At 72.7% G+C, this 26,893-nt stretch carries 1 protein-coding gene; it reads left to right on the top strand.

Translation table 11 applies throughout. The annotated features are described in order from the left end of the window. Window positions 1-13: 13 nt before the first annotated feature. A complete protein-coding gene (locus tag EGT67_RS14555) occupies window positions 14-26,893 on the top strand; it encodes a non-ribosomal peptide synthase/polyketide synthase (protein ID WP_127916800.1) in 26,880 nt (8,959 codons plus the stop codon).

Genomic DNA, 26,893 nt, shown 5'->3' with positions numbered 1-26,893 from the left:
AGGGGGCGAGTAAATGAAGATGCCAGGATCTCGGGGACCGGACGCACACGGTTCCGACACTCCGAATCTTCCCGCCGAGGCATTCCCGCTCTCCTCGGCCCAGCGGAGTATGTGGTTCGCGCAACAGCTCACACCGGGCGTGCCGATATTCATCGCCCAGTACGTGGCGCTGCACGGCGACCTCGACATCGACCTGCTCCACGACTGCGCGCTGATCGCGGCGGACGAGTTCCAGTCGCCGTATCTGCGTCTGGTCGAGGTCGACGGCGAACCGTGGCAGGTGGTCGATCCCGATACCGACACCACGATCGGCATGGTCGACCTGCGCGATCGCCCCGATCCGATGGCGGCGGCACGGGAGTGGATGGACCACGACTACTCCGTCCCGATCGACCTCACCCGGGACCGCCTGATCGACTTCACGGTCCTGCGCCTGGCCGAGCGAGACTACCTGTGGTACAGCCGAATTCACCACGTCGCCCTCGACGGCTACAGCGGCATGACGATCGCGAACCGCATCGCCGCCCTCTACACCGCGGCGGTCGAACACCGCGAACCCGAAGCCAACCGGGCCCTCGACCTCCGCGAACTGCTCGAGATCGACCGGAAGTACCGGTCGTCCAGCCGTTTCCAGGCCGACCGCGAGTACTGGGCCGACCACATCGCCGGCATCGAATCCGGCTCCACCCTCGCCGAGACCGACGGCCCGGTCGCCGCGGTCAGCCGGTACCGGAGCGCACCGCTGTCCGCGGCGGTGATCGAGGCACTCGACTCCACCGACCGCCGGTTCGAGGCCACCCCGGCCGCCGTCCTCATCGCGGCCTTCGCGTGCTACCTCGCCCGGATGACCGGTCGCACGGACGTGCTGGTCAACATGCCGGTCTCGGCGCGCACGACGGCCCCGCTGCAGCGCTCGGGCGGCATGCTGGTCAACGTCGCACCGCTGCGGGCGACGGTGCTGCCCAACGACACCGTCGCCGACGTGGTCGGCCGGATCCAACTCGAACTGATGGGTGCGCTGCGACACCAGCGCTGCAGCATCGAGGACATCCGCCGGGACGCCGGACTGACCGGAACCGCGCGCGGGCTGGCCGGGCCGATGGTCAACGTGATGCTCTTCCACCAGAAGATGACGCTGGGTCCGCTCGAGGGCGAGTACCACATCGTCACCTCGGGCCCGGTCGAGGACCTGCTCATCAACTTCTTCCAGAGCGGCAGCCCGGCAAGGACATTCGTCGAATTCCGGGCGAACCCCAACCGCTACTCGCAGACCGAGCTGGACGCGCACCACCGCCGCTTCCTCGAACTGGTCGAGGAATTCGTGGTCGCGGCCCCGCAGACGCGGGTCGCGGACATCCATGCCGAGAGTTCGGTCGTCGGGGCCCGGCTGCTGCGGACCGCCGCCCAACTCGAGTTCTGGTCCCGGGAACTCGAGGGCCTGCCCGACATCCTGTCGCTGCCGTCGGACCGACCGCGACCGGCCCGGCGCGCGCTCGAGGGTGGGCGCGTCGCGTTCCCGATCCCGGCGGACGTGCACCGAGTGCTGGTCGAGATGGCGCGCGAGCGCGGTTGCACGACGTTCGCCGCGGTGCACGCCGCGCTGGTGGTGCTGCTCGCCCGCCTCGCCGACGTCGACGACATCGCGGTCGGCACGCCCGTCGTCGGGCTCGCCGAATCGGGCACGTTCGTCAACACGCTCGCCATGCGGACCCGGCTGCGTGCGGGCGTGACGTTCGACGATCTGCTCACCGACGTGTGCAACGCCGACCTCGACGCGTTCCGGCATGCCGAGACGCCGTTCGCGCAGTTGGTGGAGGCGCTCGACCGCACCCGGGAGAACGCCCACTCGCCGCTGTTCCAGGTGATGCTCGAGTTCGTCGACGGCCGCAATCCGCATCTCGAGGACGACGTCATCGTAGTTCGGGGCACCGATGCCGGCCCCGACATCTCCGCCCTCGATCTGCGCCTGTCGATCGAGGAGCGGTTCACGAGCGACGGCGACCACGCGCCCGCGGGGATGGACGCCGCGTTCACGTACGCGACGGACATGTTCGACCGCGAGACGATCGAGGAGATGTCGGCCCGCTACGTGCGCGTCCTCGAGGCCGTGCTCGCCGACGCGTCGGCGGTCGTCGCCGACATCGATCTGCTCGGCGACGACGAGCGGCGCGCGCTGTCCGGGGTGTGGGGCGGCGACGGGGTCGTGCCGCGCACGCTCGCCGACCTGCTGGGTGCGGTGGCGCGGCAGGATCCCGATCGGACCGCGCTGTCCTACGAGGGCCGGGAGCTGAGCTACCGCGAACTCGACGAGCAGTCGAACCGATTGGCGCGCATGCTCATCGCCCGCGGTGTCGGACCGGAGACCGTGGTGGCGCTGTCGATGCCCCGGTCGATCGAGTCGGTGATGTCGGTGTGGGCGGTCGCGAAGACCGGTGCGGCGTTCGTGCCGGTGGACCCGAACTACCCGGCCGACCGGATCGAGCACATGCTCACCGATTCCGGAGCGGTCCTCGCGTTGACCGTCGCCGCGCACGCCGACGCCGTGGCCGACATCGTCCCCGCGCTGGTGCTCGACGCACCCGGCTTCGCCGAGCAGGTGAGGCAGTGGTCGAGCGGTGCGGTCACCGACGGCGACCGCACCGCCGCCGTGCGGATCGACACCCCCGCCTACCTGATCTACACGTCCGGTTCCACGGGCACGCCGAAGGGCGTCACCGTCACCCACCGCGGGCTGGCGAACTTCGCCGAGGACGAGCGCACCCGGTACCGGGTCGGCCCCGAGTCGCGCACGCTGCACTTCTCGTCGCCGAGCTTCGACGCGTCCGTGCTCGAGCTGATGCTCGCGTTCGGGGCGGGGGCGACGATGGTGATCGCGCCGCCGACGATCTACGGCGGCGCCGAGCTGACCCAGCTGCTGCGGCTCGAGCGGGTCACCCACGCGTTCGTCACCCCGGCCGCGCTCGGGTCGGTCGACCCGGTCGCGCTCACCGATCTCGAGTGCGTGGTCACCGGCGGCGAGGCGTGCCCGCCGTACCTGGTCGAGCAGTGGGCGCCGCGGCACCGGATGTTCAACGCGTACGGCCCCACCGAGGCGACCGTCGTGTCGAGCGTGTCGGCGCCGCTCGAGGTGGGGCGCGACGTCACGATCGGCAGCCCGCCGCTCGGAATCGGTGCCCTCGTGCTCGACGGCCGGCTGCGGCCGGTTCCGGTCGGGGTCGCCGGCGAACTGTACGTGTACGGCGACGGGCTCGCCCGCGGGTACCACGACCGGGCCGGCACCACCGCCGAACGGTTCGTCCCCAACCCGTTCGGCGCCCCGGGCGAGCGGATGTACCGGACCGGTGACCTGGTCCGCTGGACGCGGTCGACCGGACCCGGGTACTCGCTCGAGTACCTCGGCCGGACCGACTTCCAGATCAAGATCCGCGGCTACCGCATCGAACTCGGCGAGGTCGAGGCCGCGCTGCGCTCGCACCCCGAGGTGGGGTTCGCGCTGGCGACCGGCTTCGTCGGGCCGTCGGGCGACACCTTGCTGGTCGCGTACGTGCAGCCGGACAGCAACCGCGAACTGTACGGCGCGGAGGTGATCGCCCACGTCACCGACGTGCTGCCGCCGCACATGGTTCCCGCCGGCGTCGTCGTGCTCGACTCGCTGCCGTTGACCCCGGCCGGCAAGCTGGACCGGCGGTCGCTGCCGGAACCCCGGTTCGACACCGGCACCGGCGAATTCCGGGCGCCGACCACCCTCGACGAGAAGAAGATCGCCGGGGTGTTCTCGGAACTGCTGGGCGTCGAGCGGATCGGCACCACCGACAGCTTCTTCGACCTCGGCGGCAACTCGCTCACCGCCACCCGCATCGTGGCCCGGATCAACGCCACCCTCGGCACCGAACTCGGGGTGCTCGACCTGTTCGAGGCGCCGACGGTCGGGGAACTGGCCGCCCGCGTCGAGGCTGCCGGTCCCGGGCGCGGGGCCCGGCCGCCGCTGGCGCCGCGCGAGCACGTCGGGCCGGTACCGGTGTCGTTGGCGCAGCAGCGGATGTGGTTCGTCAACCAGTTCGACACCACGTCCGCGGCCTACAACATCCCGATCGCGGTGCGCCTGGACGGCGACCTGGACGCGTCGGCGATGGCGACGGCGATCACCGACGTGCTTGAGCGGCACGAGTCGCTGCGCACGATCTTCCCCAACACCCCCGACGGACCGGTCCAGGCGGTGCGGCCCGCGTCCGAGGTCACCGTCGACCTCACCCCGGTCGACGTCACCGAGGCCGAGTTGCCGTCCCGGATGACGGCGGCCGCGACCGCCGGGTTCGACGTCACCGCCGAGCCGCCGGTGCGCGCCAACCTGTTCCGGCTCGGCCCGCAGGAGCACGTGCTGACCCTCGTCGTGCACCACATCGCCGCCGACGGGCTGTCGATGGCCCCGCTGGCCCGCGACGTCATGGTCGCGTACGGCGCCCGCGCCGCCGGTGCCGCACCGGATTGGTCGCCGCTGGCGGTCCAGTACACCGACTATTCGCTGTGGCAGCGGGATCTGCTCGGTGCGGAGGGCGACCCGCACAGCGTCATCGCGCGCCAACTCGACTTCTGGCGCGACGAACTGACCGGTGCGCCGGATCTGCTGGAGCTGCCGACCGATCGGCCGCGCCCGCCGCAGCAGTCGATGCGGGGCGGGTCGGTGGACTTCACGATCGCGTCGCACCTGCACCGCCGACTCCTCGACGTCGCCGGCGAGCACGAGGCGAGCCTGTTCATGGTGCTGCACGCCTCCCTCGCGGTGCTGCTGGCGCGGCTGAGCGGCGAGGCCGACATCTCGATCGGCTCCCCGGTGTCGGGGCGCGGCGAGGCCGAACTCGACGACCTGATCGGCATGTTCGTCGGCACGATCGTGCTGCGCACCCTCGTCGAGCCGGCGTCGACGTTCAGCGACCTGCTGGCGCGCGCCCGCGCCACCGACCTGGCCGCGCTCGGTAACACCGACCTGCCGTTCGAGCGCCTCGTGGAGGTGCTCGACCCCACCCGGTCGGCGGCGTACTCGCCGCTGTTCCAGGTGATGCTGGTGCTGCAGGGCGACGACCGCAAGCGGATCGAACTGCCCGGCCTCACCGTCGAGGTGGACGAGATCGACACCGCGACAGCGAAGTTCGACCTGCAGCTGATCCTCACGGAGACCGCGGACGAGGAGGGGCGCCCGGGCCCGATCGAGGCGACGTTCTCGTACGCCACCGACCTGTTCGACCCGGACACGGTCGCGGCCTTCGCCGAACGGTTCGTCCGCGTCCTCGAGTCGGTCACCGTCGACGCCGCCGTCCGGGTCGGCGACGTCGACGTGCTGGTCGACGGCGAACGCGAACTGGTCCTCGGTGAGTGGAACGCCACCGAACACGACGTGCCCGCCGCGACGCTCCCGGACCTGTTCGACGCGCAGGCGCGCCGGACACCGGACGCCGTGGCGCTCACCTACGGCGACGAGGAACTCACGTACGCGCAGTTCGCGTCCCGCGTGCGCCGGTTGGCGCGCGAGCTGATCGCGCGCGGTGTCGGTCCCGAATCCCGCGTGGCGCTGTCGATGCGCCGGTCGTTCGACCTGCTGGTCGGGATGTACGCGGTGATCGAGGCCGGCGGCGCGTACGTCCCGCTCGATCCCGACCACCCGTACGCCCGCACCGAGTACGTGCTGGGCAGCGCCGAACCGGTGTGCGTGCTGACCACCCGACGCGACCACGGCCCGCTGCCCGACGGCGTCGACGTGCTCGAGATCGACCGACTCGACCTCGGCGGCCACGACGACGGCCCGATCCGTCCCGGGGAGCGTCGCGGCGTGCTGCGCGGCGACGACGTCGCCTACGTCATCTACACGTCCGGCTCGACGGGCCGCCCCAAGGGGGTGGCGGTCAGCCACACCGCGATCGTGAACCGCCTCGCCTGGATGCAAGCGGAATACCACCTCACCCCGTCGGACGTCGTGGTGCAGAAGACCCCGGCGACGTTCGACGTGTCGGTGTGGGAGTTCTTCTGGCCGCTGCAGACCGGGGCGAGCCTGGCCGTCGCCGTCCCGGACGGCCACCGCGACCCGGCGTACCTGTCACAGCTGATCGCGGACCGCGGCGTCACGGTCGCGCACTTCGTGCCGTCGATGCTCGCGGCGTTCGTGGTGGGCGCGGATCCCGCCCAGTGCGACTCGCTGCGCACGGTGTTCTGCAGCGGCGAGGCGCTGCCCCCGGCCACCGCGGCGGCGTTCGCCGAGTTCGCGGCGACCTCCGGCGCGCGACTGCACAACCTGTACGGGCCCACCGAGGCCGCCGTCGACGTCACCTACCGCCCGTACACCGAGTCCGACACGGTGTCGGTGCCGATCGGCGCGCCGGTGTGGAACACCCAGGTGTACGTGCTCGATTCGCGGCTGCATCCGGTACCGGCGGGCGTGCCCGGCGAGCTGTACCTCGCCGGCGTCCAGTTGGCCCGCGGATACGTCGGCCGCCCCGACCTGACTGCGGACCGGTTCGTCGCCTCCCCGTTCGGTGCGCCGGGCTCGCGGATGTACCGCACCGGTGACGTCGTCCGGTGGAAGAAGACCGGGGGCCTCGACTACTCGTTGGATTACGTGGGCCGCTCCGACTTCCAGGTCAAGCTCCGCGGTCTGCGCATCGAGCTGGGCGAGGTGGAGGCGGCGCTCCTGGACCGGCCCGGGGTGGCGCAGGCGGTGGTCGTGGCGCGCCGCGACGAGATCGTCGGGGAGGCGCTGATCGGCTACGTGATCGCCGATCCCGGTGCGGACCTCGATCCCGCCGGGCTCCGGGAGGCGGTCGGCGCGTCGCTGCCGGCGTACATGGTGCCGTCGCAGATCCTGGTGCTCGACGAGTTCCCGCTCGGCGCGACCGGCAAACTGGACCGCCGAGCGCTGCCCGAGCCCGAGTTCCGTTCCGCGGAAGCCGAATTCGTGGCGCCGCGCAACCCGGTGGAGGAGATTCTCGCGGCGATCTTCGCGGAACTGGTCGTGGCGCAGCGGGTCGGCGTGTACGACAGCTTCTTCGACCTCGGCGGCAACTCGCTCACCGCGACCCGGCTCGTCGCCCGCGTCAACGCGGCCCTCGACGCCCGGATCGGGGTGCGGGAGGTGTTCGACACCCCGACGGTGTCGGCGCTCGCGCTCCGGATCGAGGCGGCGGGTGTCCTCGGCGCCGATCAGCCGGCGCTGGTCGCGGCGGAGCGCCCGGCGGTCGTGCCGGTGTCGTTGGCGCAGAAGCGGATGTGGTTCATCAACCAGTTCGACACCGCGTCGCCCGCCTACAACGTGGTGCTGCCGGTGCGCCTCGACGGCGACCTCGACCGCGGGGCCCTGCGCGCCGCGATCGCCGACGTCCTCGAACGCCACGAGTCGCTGCGCACCCGGTTCCCGATGGTCGACGGCGAACCCACGCAGGTGATCGTGCCGACCGCCGCCGTCGCGCCCGACCTCGAGCCGGTCCCGGCATCCGAGACGGACGCCCCGGAGCGGATCGCTCAGTTCGCGGGCGACGGCTTCGACGTCACCGCCGCCCCGCCGGTCCGGTCGATGCTGCTGCGGATCGGCCCGCAGGCGCACGTGCTGGTGATCGTCGTGCACCACATCTGCGCGGACGGCTTCTCGCTGGCGCCGCTGGCCCGGGACGTGATGAGCGCCTACGTCGCCCGCGTCGAGGGGCGGGCCCCGCAGTGGACCCCGCTGCCGGTGCAGTACGCCGACTACACCCTCTGGCAGCAGCGGGTCCTCGGCGGGACCGACGACCCCGACAGCCTGCTGTCGAGGCAGCTCGACTACTGGGCGGCCACCCTCGACGGGCTGCCCGAGGTGCTCGAGCTGCCGACCGACCGGCCGCGGCCCGCGCGGCGGTCGATGCGCGGGGCCCAGCACGCCTTCCGCGTCGACGCCGACGCCCACCGGCGTCTGGTCGCGATCGCCCACGGGCACAACTCGACGGTGTTCATGGCCGTCCACGCGGCGGTGGCCGCGCTGCTGGCCCGGCTCGGCGACACCGACGACGTGGCGATCGGCACCCCGATCGCGGGCCGCGGCGAGGCCGCGCTCGACGAGATGGTGGGCATGTTCGTCAACACGCTCGCGCTGCGGAGCCGGTTCGATCCGGCCGCGACGTTCACCGAACTCCTCGACGGCGTGCGGAACACCGACCTCGACGCGTTCCACCACGCCGACCTGCCGTTCGAGCGGCTGGTCGACGCCCTCGCCCCGGAGCGCTCGACCGCGCACTCGCCGCTGTTCCAGGTGATGCTCGAGTTCCGCAACACCGACCGCCCGCGCCTGGAACTGCCCGGGCTCACGGTCACCGTCGTCGACACCGGCACGGCCATCGCGAACTTCGATCTGCAGCTGACGCTGACCGAGGAGTTCACCGAAGCCGGCGAGCCCGCCGGCATCGCCGCCGGATTCACCTACGCCACCGACCTGTTCGATCCCGCCACCGTCGCCCGGCTGGCCGAACGGTTCACCGCCGTGCTGCGGGCGGTCACGACCGATCCGGGCACCCGGGTCGGCGACATCGCCCTGCTCACCGCGGCCGAACGCGCGGACCTCGCCCCGGTCAGCGGCGGCGCCGGGGTGCCCGCCCGCACCCTGCCCGAGCTGCTGGCGGCGGCCGCGGTGGTCGATCCCGACGCGGACGCGGTGGTGTTCGACGGCACGACCCTGACCTATCGGGAGCTCGATGCCCGATCGGATCGCCTGGCCCGGTTGCTGATCGGGCGCGGCGTCGGGCCCGAGTCGGTGGTGGCGCTGGCACTGGCCCGCTCCGTCGAATCGGTGACCGCGACGTGGGCGGTCGCCAAGACCGGCGCCGCGTTCGTGCCCGTGGACCCGAACTACCCGGCCGACCGGATCGAGCACATGCTCACCGATTCCGGGGCGGTCGTGGGCATCACCACCACCGCGCACCACGACACGCTGCCCGCCTCGACCGCGTGGGTCGTGCTGGACACCGACGACACCCGCGCCCGGCTACGGACCGAGCCCGCCGGATCCGTCACCGACGCGGACCGGGTGCGCCCGGTCCGGCTCGACGACCCCGCCTACCTGATCTACACGTCCGGGTCGACGGGCACCCCGAAGGGCGTGGCGGTCTCGCACCGCGGCCTCGCGAACTTCGCGGCCGAGGAACGCACCCGGTTCGGGGTGACGCCGCACTCGCGCACCCTGCACTTCTCGTCGCCCAGCTTCGACGCATCGATCCTCGAACTGCTCCTCGCGATCGGGGCGGGCGCCACCATGGTCGTCGCGCCGTCGACGGTGCTCGGCGGCGACGAGCTGCGCGACCTGCTGCGCGTGCACGACGTCACGCACGCGTTCGTGACCCCGGCCGCGCTGGCGTCGGTGGACCCGTCCGGGCTGCACCGCCTCGAGTGCGTCGTCACCGGCGGCGAGGCGTGCCCGCCGGAACTGGTGGCGCAGTGGGCACCCGGCCGGCGCATGTTCAACGCGTACGGTCCCACCGAGTCCACCGTCGTCGCGAGCGTCAGCGAACCGCTGGCGGTGGGCGTGCCCGTCACGATCGGCCGCCCGCCGATGGGCACGAGCCTCGTCGTGCTCGATTCGCGCCTGCAGCCGGTGCCCGTGGGCGTGCCCGGCGAGCTGCACATCCTCGGCACCGGCCTGGCCCGCGGCTACCACCAGCGTCCCGGCACCACCGGGGAACGCTTCGTGGCGAACCCGTTCGGGCCGCCCGGCAGCCGCATGTACCGCACCGGCGACCTGGTGCGGTGGAACGGGTCGGGCCAGCTCGAGTACCTGGGGCGCACCGACTTCCAGGTCAAGATCCGCGGATTCCGCATCGAGCTCGGCGAGATCGAGTCGGCGCTGCGCCGGTACCCGGGTGTCGCGCGCGCGGTGGTCACCGTCGACGGGTCCGGCCCCGCGAGCCGCCTGGTCGGCTACGTGGTCCCCGAGGACAGCGCAGCCCTCGAACCGGCCGAGATCACCGCGTTCGTCGGCACGTTCCTCGCGTCGTACATGGTTCCGTCGGCGGTGATGGTCCTCGACGTGCTGCCGCTCGGCCCGGCCGGCAAGATCGACCGGAAGGCGCTGCCCGCCCCCGATTTCGGGGCCCGGGTGTCCGCCGGACGCGCGCCGCGGACCGAACGGGAGCGGCTGCTCGCGGGCCTGTTCGCCGAGGTCCTCGGCCTCGACTCGGTGGGCGTCGACGACTCGTTCTTCGCGCTCGGCGGCGACAGCATCATGTCGATCCAGCTGGTGTCGCGCGCCAAGGCCGCGGGGCTGCACTTCTCCCCGCGGGACGTCTTCGACCACAAGACCGTGGTCGCCCTGGCGGACGTCGCGCAGGCCGGCGCGGAGGCCCAGGTGCTCGCCGAACTCGACGGCGGCGGGGTCGGCGACGTGCCGTTGCTCCCGGTGGCCCGCTGGCTGCTCGAACGCGGCGGCCACCACGACCGGTTCTCGCAGGCCGCCCTGCTCACCGCGCCCGCCGGTCTGGACGAGGCCACGCTGGCCGGCGCGCTGCAGGCCGTGCTCGACCACCACGACATGCTCCGTGCCCGGACCCGGCCCGGCGAACACCGCATGACGGTGCCGGCACCGGGTTCGGTGTACGCCGAGTGGCTGATCCGCCGGGTGGAGGTCGATGCGGCGCCCGGCACCGACGAGTTCGCCGAGGTCGTGCGCGCCGAACTCGACGCCGCCGAGGATCGCCTCGACCCGGCCGCCGGGGAGATGGTCCAGCTGGTGTGGCTCGATTCCCGCATCGACGGCGCCCGGCTGCTGATCGTCGTCCACCACCTCGTCGTCGACGGTGTCTCGTGGCGGATCCTGGTGCCGGACCTCGCGACGGCGTGGGCGCAGATCACCGCGGGGGAGCAGCCCGACCTCGCGCCGGTGGGCACGTCGATGCGCCGGTGGGCGCACGGGCTCGTCGACGCCGCCCCGCAGCGCCGCGCCGAACTCGACCGCTGGCAGGACGTGCTCGCCGGGGACGACCCGCTGCTGGGGTCCCGCCCACTCGACCCGCACGTCGACGTCGCCGCGACCGTCGACTCCGTCTCCGTCGAGGTGTCCCCGGACGTCACCGAGGCGCTGCTGACGACCGTGCCGGACGCGTTCCGCGGCTCCGTCAACGACGGGCTGCTCACGGCGCTGGCGCTCGCGCTGGTGCGGTGGCGCCGCAACCGGGGGATCGACGTCCACGACGCGCTGCTCACGCTCGAGGGGCACGGCCGTGAGGACCGGGCGCTGCCCGGGGCCGACCTCTCGCGGACCGTCGGCTGGTTCACCACGCTGTTCCCGGTGCGGCTGGATCTGGCCGGCGTCGACATCGACGACGCGTTCACCGGCGGCCCCGGCGCCGGCGCGGCGGTCAAGGCGGTCAAGGAACAGCTGCTGGCGGTGCCCGACCACGGCATCGGCTACGGCATGCTGCGCTATCTCGACCACGGCGGCGCCGGCGGCGAACGGGCGCTGCGCGATCTGCGCAGCCCCCAGGTCAGCTTCAACTACCTCGGTCGGCTCACCTCGGCGGTGCCCGACGACCAGCGCGACGCGGGCTGGGTGCCGACGGACGACGCGGATCTGGGCATCCTGCAGGACGCGGACCTGCCGGTGGCGTCGGTGCTCGACATCAACGCGGTCACCACCGACGGCGCGGACGGCCCGCGGATCCGTGCCACCTGGGGCTTCCCGTCCGGGGTGCTCGGGGCGGACGAGGTCGAGGAGCTGGCCGGGCTGTGGACCGAGGCGCTGATCGCCCTCGCCCGGCACGTGGCCCGGCCCGGCGCGGGCGGCGCGACGCCGTCCGATCTGGACCTGGTCGCGCTCGACCAGCGCGCGATCGAGGACCTCGAACAGCGGTTCCCGGAACTCGTCGACGTCTGGTCGCTCTCGCCGCTGCAGTCGGGCCTGCTGTTCCACGCGCTGCTCGCCGACCGGTCCGTCGACTCGTACATGGTGCAGATGATGCTCGACGTCCGCGGCGCCGACCCCGAGCGGCTCCGCCGGGCCGGGCAGGCGATGCTGGACCGGCACCCGAACCTGCGGGCCGCGTTCGTGCACACCGCCGATGGCGCACCGGTTCAGGTGGTCCAGGATCGGGTGACGTTGCCGTGGACCGACGTCGACGTCTCGGAGCTCGACGAGCCGGAACGGGCCGCGGCGCTGACCCGGATGCTGGCCGAGGACCGCGCGCGCCGGTTCGACATGGCGCGGGCGCCGCTGATCCGGTTCACGCTGGCACGCACCGGGCCCGACGAGCACCGCCTGGTCCTGACCAACCACCACATCCTGCTCGACGGCTGGTCGACCCCGCTGATGATGCAGGAGTTGTTGACGCTGTACGCCACCGACGGCAACGCCACCGTGTTGCCGCGGGTCCAGCCCTACCGCGACTACCTGACGTGGATCGCCGAGCAGGACCCGGCCGCGTCGGTGCAGGCGTGGGCCGACGCGCTCGCCGGCCTCGAGGAGCCGACGCTGCTGGCTCCGCCCGACCGGGCCCGCGAGCAGGACACCGTCCCGGACGCGGTCGAGATGTCGCTCGACCCGGCGCTCACGGCACGGCTGACGTCGATCGGGCGGCAGTGGGGCGTCACCCTCAACACGATGGTGCAGGCGTCGTGGGCGATCGTCCTCGGGGCGGTGACCGGCCACGACGACGTCGTCTTCGGCGGCACCGTGTCCGGGCGGCCGCCGCACATCCCGGGCATCGAGTCGATGATCGGGCTGTTCATCAACACGCTGCCGGTGCGGGTGCGGCTCGACCCGCACGAGACCGTCGGCGAGCTGCTCCGGCGGGTGCAGGCCGAGCAGGCCGGTCTGCTCGACCACCACCACGTGGGTCTGACCGAGATCCAGGACGCCGTCGGCCCCGCCCTCGGCTTCGACACGCTGACGGTGTTCGAGTCCTACCCGGTCGACCGCTCGGCCGTCGAGGACACCGACGTCGCCGGGCTGCGCCTGGTGCGCGTCCACGAGAGCGCGGACGCAGCGCACTACCCGCTCACGCTCGTCGCGAACGCCGACGACCGGCTGCGGATGAAGCTCGAGTACCTGCCCGGCCTGTTCGACCGCGGTGCGGCGCAGGCACTGGCACGGCGGGTCGCCCGGATCCTCGCCGACATCGCCGACGACCCGCACTGCCCGCTGGCGCGGCTGCGGCTGCTGTCCGACGCCGAGTGGGCGGATCTGGTGCCGCTGCGCGGGCGGCCCGGCCGGTCGGTGCGCACGCTGCCCGAGCTGTTCGCCGACGCCGCCGCCGCCGATCCCGCCGCCGTCGCCCTCGTCTCCGGCGACGTCGAGGTGACCTACGGTGAGCTCGACGAACGCTCCAACCGGCTCGCGCGCCTCCTGATCTCACAGGGGATCGGGCCGGAATCGACCGTGGCGCTGGGCATTCCGCGGTCCGTCGAGTCGGTACTGGCGGTGTGGGCGGTCGCCAAGGCGGGCGCGGCGTTCGTGCCGGTCGACCCGAACTACCCGGCCGACCGGATCGCGTTCATGCTGGACGACTCGGGGACGACCGTCGGCCTCACCGTCGCCTCCGCCCGCGACCGGCTGCCGGACACGGTGCCGTGGGACGTCCTCGACGACGCGGATCTCGCGGCCCGCTGCGCCCGCCTGTCCGCGGCGCCCGTCACCGACGCCGACCGGGCGACGCCGCTGCGGCTCGCGCATCCCGCCTACGTGATCTACACGTCCGGCACCACCGGCGTCCCGAAGGGCGTCGTCGTCCCGCACGAGGGCCTCGACAACCTGGCGGCGGAGTACCTCGCGCGACTCGCGACCGAGCCGTCGTCGCGGACACTGCACTTCTCGACACCGAGCTTCGATGCGGCGGTGCTGGACTACCTGCTGGCGTTCGGGGCGGGCGCGACCATGGTGATCGCGCCGACCACCGTGTACGGCGGATCCGAGCTGGCACAGCTCATCCGGGAGCAGCACGTCACGCACGCGTGGATCACCGCGGCCGCCGCGGCCACGGTCGATCCGACCGGGCTGGACGAACTCGGCGAGGTGATCGTCGGCGGCGAGGCGGTGCCGCCGGAACTGGTCGCCCGCTGGGCGCACGAGCGGCGCCTCTACAACGGCTACGGCCCGACCGAGGCCACCGTCATGACGAACATCAGCGCGCCGCTGGTGACGGGGGAGCCCGTCACGATCGGGCCGCCGCTGCGCGGCACCACCGAACTGGTCCTCGACGCGAGCCTGCGCCCGGTGCCCGCCGGCGTCCCCGGCGAGTTGTACGTGGCCGGACCGAACCTGGCTCGCGGCTACCACCGGCGCCCGGGCCGCACCGCGGAACGGTTCGTCGCGAACCCGCACGGCGCGCCCGGCGAGCGGATGTACCGCACCGGCGACATCGTGCGGGTCGGCGCCGACCACGCGATCGAGTACGTGGGGCGCTCGGACTTCCAGGTCAAGATCCGCGGCTTCCGCATCGAACTCGGTGACGTAGACAACGCGTTCGGCGACCACCCCGACGTCCGGTTCGCGGTCACCGTCGGGCGGCCCGACCCGACCGGGGCCACGGCGCTGGTGACCTACGTGTTGCCCACCGCCGGGGCCCGACCCGAGCCGGGGGAGCTGCGCGACTACGTCGCCGAGCGGCTTCCCGCGCAGATGGTTCCGGCGAGCGTCATGGTCCTCGACGAGATCCCGCTCACCCCGATCGGCAAGCTCGATCGCCGGGCCCTGCCGGAGCCGGAGTTCCTGCCGTCGGCCACGGTGTTCCGGGCGCCGACGAACCCGACGGAGCAGACGATCACCGACGTGTTCGGCGAGGTCCTCGGCCTCGAGCGGATCGGTGTCGACGACAGCTTCTTCGATCTCGGCGGCAACTCGCTGATCGCCACCCGGGTGATCGCGCGGCTCGCCTCCGCGCTCCGGGTCGATCTGGCGGTGCGGGCGCTGTTCGAGGCGCCGACCGCGCACGAACTCGCCCGGTGGATCGCGCGCGAGAGCGCCGCGGAGGCGACGCGGCCGCCGCTGGTCCCGCGGCCGCGGCCCCGCCGGGTGCCGCTGTCGTTGGCGCAGAAGCGGATGTGGTTCATCAACCAGTTCGACACCGACTCCGCCGCCTACAACATCCCCCTGGCGGTCCGGCTGAGCGGCGACCTCGACGCGGCCGCGCTGCGGGCGGCCGTCGGCGACGTCCTGGACCGGCACGAATCGCTGCGGACGTACTTCCCGACCGCGACGGTGCCGTCCGGCGATCCCGCCGACGCCGAACCCGAGCAGCTGATCGTGCCGACCGCCGACGCCGCGCCCGACCTGACGGTGGTCGACGTCCCGCCCGACGAGGTGCCGTCGCGGGTCGCGGCGCTGATCTCCCGCGGGTTCGATGTCACGACCGGCGTGCCGATCCGCGCGCAGTTGCTGCGACTCGGGCCCGCCGAGCACGTCCTGGCGATCGTGGTGCACCACATCTGCGCCGACGGCTTCTCCATGGCGCCGCTGGCCCGGGACGTGATGACCGCGTACATGGCGCGCACCGGCGGGCATCTGCCGCAGTGGGCGCCGCTACCGGTGCAGTACGCGGACTTCGCGGCCTGGCAGCGCGAGGTCCTGGGCTCGGAGGACGACCCCGACTCGCTGGTGAGCCGGCAGCTGGCGTTCTGGACCGACGCGCTGTCCGGTCTGCCGGAGGCGATCCCGCTGCCCACCGACCGGCCGCGCCCGACCCAGCTGAGCTTCGCCGGTGCCCGCGTGCAGTTCGAGATCCCGGCCGCCGCGCACCGGTCGCTGGCCGCGCTCGCCCGCCGCGAGGGCGCGACGATGTTCATGGCCGCGCACGCCGCGTTGGCGGCGCTGCTCGCCAAGCTCAGCGGAACCGACGACATCGCGATCGGCACCCCGATCGCGGGCCGCGGCGAGGCCGAACTCGACGGCCTGGTCGGCATGTTCGTCAACACGCTGGTGCTGCGGTCGCAGGTCGACGCGGCCGCCGGGTTCGGTGCGCTGCTCGCGCGCACCCGCGAGTTCGACCTGGCCGCGTTCGGGAACGCGGACGTGCCGTTCGAGCGGCTGGTCGACGTGCTGGCCCCGGAGCGGTCCACGGCGCACTCGCCGCTGTTCCAGGTGTTGCTCGAGTTCCAGAACAACGAACTGCCGCGGCTCGAGCTGCCCGGGCTGACCGCCGAGCCGGTCGACGCCGAGTTGGCGGTCGCCAAGTTCGACCTGCAGCTCACCCTCGCCGAACGGCACGACTCGGACGGTGTCCCGGCCGGCATGACCGCGGCGTTCACGTACGCCACCGACCTGTTCGACGCCGAGACGGTCCGCGACCTGGGGCAGCGGTTCGTCCGGCTCCTCGACGCGGTGACCGCCGACCCGGCCCGTCCGCTCGGTGACGCCGCGATCACCACCGCCGCCGAGCGCGCCACGATGCTGCGCGAGTGGAACGCCGCCGGCCGCCGCGCCCCGGAGAAGACCCTCGCCGACCGCCTGGCCGACGCGGCGGCCCGCTTCGCCGACGGCGACGCCGTCACCTACGGCGGCGAGACGCTGACGTACGCCGAACTCGATGCCCGCACCAACCGCCTGGCCCGCCACCTGGCGGCGCTGGGGGTGGGGCCGGAGTCCCTCGTCGCGGTCGCGCTGCCGCGGTCGCTGGATCTGGTCGTCGCGCTGCTCGCGGTGGTCAAGGCGGGCGCCGGGTATCTGCCGCTCGACGTGACGTATCCGCCCGAGCGGCTCGCGTTCATGCTCGAGGACTCCGCCCCGGTGTGCGTGCTGACCACCGCGGCCGACGCCGACGCCGTCCCCGACACCGGGACCCCGCTGGTCCGCCTCGACGCGGACGACGTGGCCGCGGCGGTCGCGGCCCGGCCCGGCCACCCGGTCACCGACGCGGACCGGATCACCCCGCTGCGCCCGGACGACGTCGCGTACGTCATCTACACCTCCGGGTCGACGGGCCGGCCGAAGGGGGTGCAGGTCACCCACCGCAACGTGCTGACGTTGTTCGAGAACACCGCGGACACGTTCAGGTTCGACCACACCGACGTGTGGACGATGTTCCACTCGTACGCGTTCGACTTCTCGGTGTGGGAGCTGTGGGGTCCGCTGCTGCACGGCGGGCGCCTCGTGGTCGTCGACTTCTACACGGCCCGGTCGCCGGAGATGTTCCTCGACCTGCTGCACACCGAGGGTGTGACGGTGCTCAACCAGACCCCGACCGCGTTCTACCAGCTCGCCGAGGCGGATCGGATCGCGGCCGAATCCGCGTCCTACGACACCGATCTCGCACTCCGCTACGTGGTGTTCGGCGGCGAGGCGCTGGACCTGGGCCAGCTCGGCCGCTGGTACGCCCGCCACGCCGACGACGCGCCGCGCCTGGTGAACATGTACGGCATCACCGAGACCACGGTGCACGTCACCCGGCTCGAACTCGACCGCGCGTACGCGGCGTCGGCGAACGCCAGTGTCGTCGGGCGCGCCGTCCCCGGGCTGCGGGTCACCGTCCTCGACGAGCGCCTGCACCCGGTGGCGCCGGGCGTGACCGGTGAGATGTACGTGGCCGGGGACCAGGTCACCCGCGGCTACCTCGGCCGGGCCGCGCTCACGTCGGGCCGATTCGTCGCCGACCCGTTCGGCGCGCCCGGCGCCCGCATGTACCGCACCGGCGACCTGGCCCGCTGGAACCGCGACGGCCAGCTCGAATACCTGGGCCGCAGCGACTTCCAGGTGAAGATCCGCGGCTTCCGCATCGAACTCGGCGAGATCGAGTCCGCGCTGCTCGGCTACCCCGGGGTGGCGCAGGCGGTGGTCACGGTGCGCGAGGAGACGCGCGGCCCCGCCCGGCTGATCGGCTACGTCGTCCGCGAGCAGGGCGGCACCGACCTCGACCCGCAGGCGGTGCTCGACCACGTGGGCGGCGAGTTGACGTCGTACATGGTGCCGGCGGCGCTGGTGGTGCTCGACGAGTTGCCGCTGACCGCGAACGGCAAACTGGACCGCCGGGCCCTGCCGGAGCCGCAGTTCGGGCCGCGCACCGCCGGGCGCGAACCTCAGACCGACGCCGAACGGATCCTCGCCGACCTGTTCACCGAGGTGCTCGGCCTCGACTCGGTGGGCGTCGACGACTCGTTCTTCGCGCTCGGCGGCGACAGCATCATGTCGATCCAGCTGGTGTCGCGCGCCAAGGCCGCGGGCCTGCGGTTCGCGCCGCGGGACGTGTTCGAGCACCGCACCGTCGCCGGCCTCGCGGCGGTCGCCGAGGCCGCCGGCGCCGAGCCGACCGTTCACCTCGAGGAGCTGCCCGGCGGCGGGATCGGCGAGTTCCCCGCGACCCCGATCACCCGGTGGCTCCTGGAACGGTTCGGCGGGAGCGGCACCGATGTCGGCCGCTACACCCAGACCGCGCTGCTGGCACTGCCGGTCGGGATCGACGAGGACCAGCTCACCCGCACCCTGCAGGCGGTCGTCGACCACCACGACATGCTCCGCGCCCGGCTCGACCGGACCGGCGACCCGACGGTGGAGGTCCGGCCCGTGGGGTCGGTGGCGGCGGCGGAGGCGCTCACCCGCGTCCCGGTCGACGCGCTCGCCGGCCCCGCCTTCACCGACCGCGCGCAGGCGGAACTCGACGCCGCGGCCGGCCGCCTGGACCCCGAGTCCGGGATCGTGCTGCAGGCGGTGTGGTTCGACGGCGGTGACGCGGGCGGACGACTGCTGCTGGTGGTCCACCACCTCGCCGTCGACGGCGTCTCGTGGCGGATCCTGGTGCCGGACCTGGCGTCGGCGTGGTCGCAGATCGTCGACGGCGCGGTCCCCGAGCTGGCGCCGACCGGCACGTCGATGCGCCGCTGGGCGCACGGCCTGGCCGACGCGGCCGTCGGCGGCACCCCCGGCCGCGACCGGGAGCTCGAGCTGTGGCGCACCGTCCTCGACACGCCCGACCCGGTCATCGGGTCGCGCCCGCTCGACCCCGAGATCGACGTCAACGGCACCGTCGACAAGGTGTCGGTGGAGCTGCCGGCCGCCGTCACCGAGGCGCTGCTGACCGCGGTCCCCGACGCCTTCCACGGCAACGTCAACGACGGGCTCCTGGCGGCGCTCGCGATGGCGCTGACCCGGTGGCGCCGCACCCGCGGCAGCGACAGCGCGGCCACCCTGGTCAACCTCGAGGGCCACGGCCGCGAGGACCAGGTGGTCCCCGGCGCCGACCTGGGCCGCACGGTCGGCTGGTTCACGACCATCTTCCCGATCCGGCTGGACCTGACCGGGATCGACCTCGACGACGCGTTCGCCGCCGGGCCCGCCGCCGGGGCCGCCGTGAAGGCGGTCAAGGAGCAACTGCTCGCGATCCCCGACCACGGCATCGGGTTCGGCATGCTGCGCTACCTCGATCCGCCGACCGCGCCGGTGCTGGCCGAACTGCCGGTGCCGCAGGTCAGCTTCAACTACCTGGGCCGGCTCGGCGCGCCCGCCGGGGCCGGCGACGTCGGCTGGCTGCCGGTGAGCGACACCGAACTCGACGATGCCCCCAGCGCTGCCATGCCGGTGGCGAGCGTGCTGGACGTCAACGCCGTCGTCGGCGACGGCGCCGACGGACCCCGGCTGCGGGCCACGTGGTCCTATCCGCGCGGCGTCCTCGCCGCGGTCGACGCGGGCGAGCTGGCCGACCTGTGGGTGCGGGCGCTGTCGGCCCTGGCCCGGCACGCCGCGCACCCGGGTGCCGGCGGGCTCACGCCGTCGGACCTGGATCTGGTGCGGCTCGACCAGCACGCCATCGAGACGCTCGAGCACCGGTACCCGGACCTCGCCGACGTGTGGTCGCTGTCGCCGCTGCAGTCGGGCCTGCACTTCCACGCGATGTTCTCGGACGAATCGGTCGACGCGTATCTCGTCCAGCTCACGCTCACGCTGGCCGGCGTCGTCGACACCGACCGGCTGCGGCGCGCCGGGCAGGCGCTGCTGGACCGGCACCCGAACCTGCGGGCCGCGTTCGTCCATCCGGACGGCGCGACACCCGATGCGGGCACGGTCCAGGTGATTCCGCGGCACGTGGACCTGCCGTGGACCGAGGTCGACCTGTCGCGGCTCGATCCGGAGGACCGCGACCGGCGCTTCGCCGAACTCGCCCTCGCCGACCGGCTCACCAAGTTCGACCTGGCGACCGCGCCGGCGGTCCGCATGACGCTCGTCGACATGGGCGACGGGGAGCACCGCCTGGTGGTCACGAACCACCACATCCTGCTCGACGGCTGGTCGACCCCGCTGGTGATCCGGGATCTGCTGACGCTGTACGCGACCGACGGTGACGCCTCGATGCTGCCGCGGGTGCACCCGTACCGCGACTACCTCGCGTGGATGGTCCGCCAGGACACCGACGCGTCGACGGACGCGTGGCGGCGCGCGCTCGCCGGCCTCGAGGAACCGAGCCTGCTGGCGCCGCACACCCGTGTCGAGGCGCCCTCGACCGGGACCGACGAACTCGAGCTCGCGCTGTCGCCCGACGAGACCGAGACGCTGCGCGCGCTGGTCCGCGAGCGGGGCCTGACGCTCAACACCGTCGTGCAGGCCGCATGGGGCATCGTGCTGGGCGCGTTGACCGCCCGCACCGACGCCCTGTTCGGCGGCACGGTGTCGGGTCGACCGCCGCAGATCCCCGGCATCGAGTCGATGGTGGGCCTGTTCATCAACACGCTCCCGGTCCGGGTCACGCTCGACCCGGCCGAGACGCTCGGCGACCTCCTCGACCGCGTCCAGCGGGAGCAGGCCGCGCTGCTCGACCACCACTACCTGGGGCTGGCCGACATCCAGCGGGCCACCGGGCCCGCCGTCGCCTTCGACACGCTGACGGTGTTCGAGTCGTACCCGGTCGACCGCGACGCCCTCACCGCGGACACCGACATCGCCGGCATGAAGGTCACCGGGATCGGCGGGCGCGACGCCGCGCACTACCCGCTGTCGCTGGTGGCCTCGGTGGGCGATCGACTGAACCTCAAGTTCGAGTACTTCCCGGAGTACTTCGACCGCGAGACCGTCGCGTCGATCGCGACCCGGGTGGCCGTGGTGCTCGATCATCTGGCCGCCGACCCGGACCAGCCGCTGGCCCGGCTGGACCTGCTCACCGAGCCCGAGCGGCGCGAGTTGGCGCCGGTGCTCGGCGAGCCCGGCGGCTCCGTCCGGACCCTGCCCGAGATCTTCGCCGCGGCCGCCGACCGGGATCCCGACGCGATCGCACTGTCCTTCTCCGGCCGCGAGGTCACCTACCGCGAACTCGACACCCGGTCCTCGCGCATCGCCCGCGTCCTGATCGACCAGGGGGTAGGGCCGGAATCCTATGTGGCCCTCGGTATCCAGCGGTCCGTCGAGTCGGTGCTCGCGGTGTGGGCGGTCGCCAAGACCGGTGCCGCCTTCGTCCCCGTCGACCCGAACTACCCGATCGAGCGGATCGAGCACATGCTCGCCGACTCCGGGGCCGGGCTCGGGCTGACCGTCGCCGCGCACCGGGACCAGCTGCCGGACACCGTCACCTGGCTCACGCTCGAGGATCCGGAGTTCGTCGCCGAGTGCGAGGCCCGCTCCGACGCCCCGGTCACCGACACCGACCGGACCGCGCCGCTCGGCCTCGACCACGCCGCGTACGTCGTCTACACGTCGGGCTCGACGGGTCGCCCCAAGGGCGTCGTCGTCACCCACCAGGGTCTCGACAACTTCGCGCTCGACCAGATCGACCGGCTCGGTGCCACCGCCGCGTCCCGCACCCTGCACTTCGCGACCCCGAGCTTCGACGGCGCGGTGTTCGAATACCTGCAGGCGTTCGGTGCGGGCGCGACGATGGTGATCGCCGAACCCACCGTGTTCGGCGGGGCCGACCTGGCCCGCCTGCTCGCGGACGAGCACGTCACCCACGCGTTCATCACCACCGCGGCGCTCTCGACGGTGGACCCGACCGGGCTCGACGAGTTCCGGGAGGTCGTGTTCGGCGGCGAGGCGTGCCCGCCGGAGCTGGTGTCCCGGTGGGCGCCCGGCCGACGGCTGCACAACGCGTACGGGCCGACCGAGACGACGATCATGACGAACATCAGCGCCCCCATGGTGGTCGGCGACCCGATCACGATCGGCGGGCCGATCCGCGGGGTCGGCGAACTGGTGCTCGACGGCCGCCTGCAACCGACGCCCGTCGGGGTCCCGGGCGAGCTGTACATCACCGGCGTCGGGCTCGCCCGCGGCTACCACCGTCGCCCCGGCCTCTCGGCGGAGCGGTTCGTCGCCAACCCGTTCGGCAAGCCCGGGGAGCGGATGTACCGCACCGGCGACATCGTGCGGTGGCGGCCGGACCACACGATCGAGTACGTGGGGCGCTCGGACTTCCAGGTGAAGGTCCGCGGCTTCCGCATCGAGCTCGGCGAGATCGACGCCGCCCTCATGGACGACCCCGCGGTGAGCATCGCGGTCACCCTCGGGTTGCCCGGACCGGCCGGCGACACCGTGCTCGCGTCCTACGTGGTGCCGCAGGCCGGGGCGACCGTCGACGCCGCCGCGGTCACCGGCCGGCTGGCGGAGCGGCTGCCCGGGCACATGGTCCCGGCCGCGATCACCACGCTCGACGAGATCCCCCTGACCCCGGTCGGCAAGCTCGACCGCTCGGCCCTGCCCGAGCCGGACTTCGCGTTCGCCACCGGCGACACCGGCACCTTCCGCGCCCCCACGAACCCGCTCGAATACACGCTCTCGGACATCTTCACCGAGGTCCTCGGGGTGGAGCGCGTCGGCATCGAGGACAGCTTCTTCGACCTCGGCGGCAACTCGCTCATCGCGACGCGGGTCACCGCCCGCCTCGGCAACGTGCTGGACGCGGACATCCCGGTCCGGGCGCTGTTCGAGGCGCCCACCATCCACGGTCTCGCGCAGTGGATCGCGCGCGAGCGCGAGACGTCCGCCGCGTACGGCCGGCCGGAACTGGCCCGGCGCGAGCGTCCGGACCGGATCCCGCTGTCCCTCGCGCAGCAGCGCATGTGGTTCATCAACCAGTTCGATACCGCGTCGGCCGCGTACAACATCCCGATGGCCGTCAGCCTCACCGGCGCGCTCGACGTCGACGCACTGCACGCCGCGGTCGGCGACCTACTCGAACGGCACGAAGCGCTGCGTACCTCCTACCCGATCGTCGACCAGGTGCCGACCCAGCGCGTCCACCCGGTCAGCGAGGTACTCACCGACCTGACCCCGGTCACCGTCGACGGCGTGCAGGCGCTCCACGACCGGATAGCGACGGTCGCGGCGGCCGGTTTCGACGTCACCGCCGCGCCGCCCGTACGCGCCGAACTGATGCGCACCGGCGACGACCAGCACGTCCTGGTGATCGTGATGCACCACATCTGCGCCGACGGGTACTCGATGGCCCCGCTCGGCCGCGACCTCATGGCCGCGTACACCGCGCGCGCGGCCGGATCGGCCCCGCAGTGGGCGCCGCTGCCCGTCCAGTACGCGGACTTCACGCTGTGGCAGCACGACGTCCTCGGCAGCGACGCGCCCAGCGACACCGGCGCCCCGTCCCTGCTGCGCCGCCAGCTCGACTTCTGGACCCGCGAGCTCGCCGGGCTGCCCGACGTGATCCAGCTGCCGACCGATCGGCCGCGCCCGGTGCAGCAGTCGTTCCACGGCGGCCGCGTCGAGTTCGAGGTCCCCGCCGACCTGCACGCCCGGATCTCGGCCCTCGCGCACCGGCACGGCGCGAGCATGTTCATGGCGATACACGCCGCGCTGGCGACCCTGCTCGCCCGCCTCGCCGACACCGACGACATCGCGATCGGCACCCCGATCGCCGGCCGCGGCGAGGTCGCGCTCGACGAGCTGGTCGGCATGTTCGTCAACACCCTCGTGCTGCGCACGCGCGTCGACCACGGGGCCACGTTCGACGACATCCTCCGGCACGTCCGCGAATCCGACCTGGCGGCGTTCGGGCATGCCGAGGTCCCGTTCGAGCGGCTCGTCGAGGAGATCAACCCGCCCCGCTCGACGTCGTACTCGCCGCTGTTCCAGGTGTCGATCGAGTTCCAGAACAACGAGCGGCCCCGGCTGGAGCTGCCCGGACTCGTCGTCGAGGGCGTCGGCATCGACGCCCCCGTCGCGAAGGAGGACCTCGAGCTGGTCCTCGCGGAGGAATTCACCGAGGACGGGGCCGCCGCCGGGATCAAGGCGTCCCTGGACTTCGCGACGGACCTGTTCGACGCCACCACGATCGACAGCCTCGCGCACCGGTTCGTCCGCGTCCTCGAGGCCGTCACCGCCGACCCGCAGCGCGCCGTCGGCGACATCGAGATCCTCGACTCGGCCGAGCTGACGGAGCTCGCGCCCGCGGCCGGGCACACCGACGTCTCGCCGCACGTGTGGCCCGAACTGCTCGCCGGTGCCGCGTCGGTCGACCCGGACGGCATCGCGCTGACCTACCTCGGTCGCACGGTCACGTACCGCGAACTCGACGAGCAGTCGAATCGACTGGCCCGCGTGCTCGCCGGCCGCGGGGTGGGCCCGGAGACGTTCGTCGCACTCGGCATGCCGCGCTCGATCGAGGAGATCGTCTCGATCTGGGCGGTCGCGAAGGCCGGCGCCGCGTTCGTCCCGGTGGACCCGAACTACCCGGCCGAACGGATCGCCCACATGCTCTCCGACTCGGGCACCAAGGTGGGCCTGACGACGTCCGCGCTGCGGGAACGGCTCCCCGACACCGTGCCCTGGCTGGTGCTCGACGACGGCGAACTCGACGCCCGGATGGCCGAGGTGTCCGCGACACCGGTCACCGACGCCGACCGCACGACACCGCTGCATCTCACGCATCCCGCCTACCTGATCTACACGTCGGGCTCGACGGGCCTGCCGAAGGGCGTCATCGTCACCCATCTCGGGATCGCGAACCTCACCGAGGAGGAGCGGGTGCGCTTCGCCGTCACCCCACAGTCGCGGGTCTCGCATCTGGCGTCGCCGAGCTTCGACGCCTCGGTGTTCGAGATGATGATGGCGTTCAGCGCCGGCGCGCGCCTGGTGATCGTCCCGCCCACCGTGTACGGCGGATCCGAACTGACCGACCTGCTGTCGCGCGAGGGCGTCACGCACGGGTTCATCACGCCGACGGCGCTCGCCTCCATCGAGGACGAGGGGCTCGAGGCGCTGCGGGTGCTCGCGGTCGCGGGCGAGGCGTGCCCGCCGGAACTGGTCGCCAAGTGGGCACCCGGGCGGCGGATGTTCAACGGCTACGGGCCCACCGAGACCACGATCCAGGCCAGCGTCAGCGACGCCATGCAGCCGGGCGAGGTGGTCAACATCGGCGGCCCGGCGATCGGCTTCCGGGAGGCCGTGCTCGACGGGCGGCTGCGCCCCGTCCCGGTCGGTGTGCCCGGCGAGCTGTACATCTCCGGTCCCGGACTGGCCCGCGGCTACCACAACCGCCCGGGGCTCACCTCGGAGCGGTTCGTCGCGGACCCGTTCGGCGCAACCGGGACGCGGATGTACCGCACCGGCGACGTGGTCCGCTGGCGGCCCGACCACACCATCGAGTACATCGGCCGGTCCGACTTCCAGGTCAAGGTCCGCGGGTTCCGCATCGAACTCGGCGAGATCGACGCCGTCCTCACCCGGCATCCCGCGGTCACGTTCGCCGCGACCCTCGGCCACACCGGGCCGTCGGGCGACACCCTGCTGGCGTCGTACGTGCGGCCGGTCGAGGGCCACGGCGTCGAATCCCGGGACCTGCGCGCGCACGTCGCCGCCCAGCTCCCGGCCCACATGGTGCCGTCGGCGATCGTGGTGCTCGACGACATACCGCTGACCCCGGTCGGCAAGCTCGACCGCCGCGCGCTGCCGGAGCCCGACTTCACGTCGCTCACCACCGAGTTCCGGCCGCCGACGACGGCGACGGAACGCGCGGTCACCGAGGTGTTCGCGGAGGTGCTGGGCATCGAGCACGTCGGCATCGACGACAGCTTCTTCGACCTCGGCGGCAACTCGATCATCGCGACCCGGATCATGTCCGAGCTGCAGTCCCGGCTGGGGCGGCAGATCCCGCTGCAGACGATGTTCCTGGATCCGACACCGTCGGGTCTGGCCAAGCGCATCGACCTGCCGGTCGGGTACCTCGGGCACGGCGAGTCGCCGGTCGACGACGCCCTCGGCGTGATGATCCCGCTGCGCCCCGTCGGCGAACGCCCGCCATTGTTCTGCGTGCATCCCGGCATCGGCCTGTCGTGGGGTTACGCCGGGCTGGTGCAATACCTCGCCAAGGATCGTCCGGCGTACGGCCTGCAGCTGCCGCTGCTCAGCGGCGGACCCGACTTCGACTCGGTCCAGCAGCTCGCGCACCGGTACGTCGAGGAGATCCGCACGATCCAACCGCACGGCCCGTACCACCTGCTCGGGTGGTCGCTCGGCGGCGTGATCGCGCACGCGATGGCGGTCGAACTACGTAACGCCGGTGAGGAAGTCGCGACACTCGCGATCATGGACAGCTATCTCACCGAGGACGAGGAGGAGCCGGGCCCGCTCACGGTGGTCGAACTGCTCGAGGGACTGGGCCTGGATCTCGCGCCGTACGGCGGCGTCCGCGAGCTGACCTACGCGGAGGCCGTCGATCTGCTCAACGAATCGCTCGGCCAGGAAACGGGATTGACACCCGCACATCTGAAGCGGATCAACGAGGGATTCACCACGTCCGCCCGGATCATGAACCGGTACGCACCGGGCGTGTTCGACGGCGACCTGCTGTTCTTCAGCGCCGGCCGCGGCGACGGCGCCGAGGCCACCGGAGCGGAGCATTCACCGCAGGTGTGGCAGTCCGCGATCACCGGACGGATCCGCGAGTTCACGATCGACTGCGAACACAACCAGATGATCGAGCCGACTGCCCTCGCCGAGATCGGTCCACTGCTCGAGGATTACCTCGTGGATCACTGA

This window comes from Prescottella agglutinans (assembly GCF_004011865.1).
GTDB lineage: Bacteria > Actinomycetota > Actinomycetes > Mycobacteriales > Mycobacteriaceae > Prescottella > Prescottella agglutinans.
The sequence above is the reverse complement of the archived record's forward strand: the minus strand, read 5'-3'. Positions and strand labels throughout refer to the sequence as shown.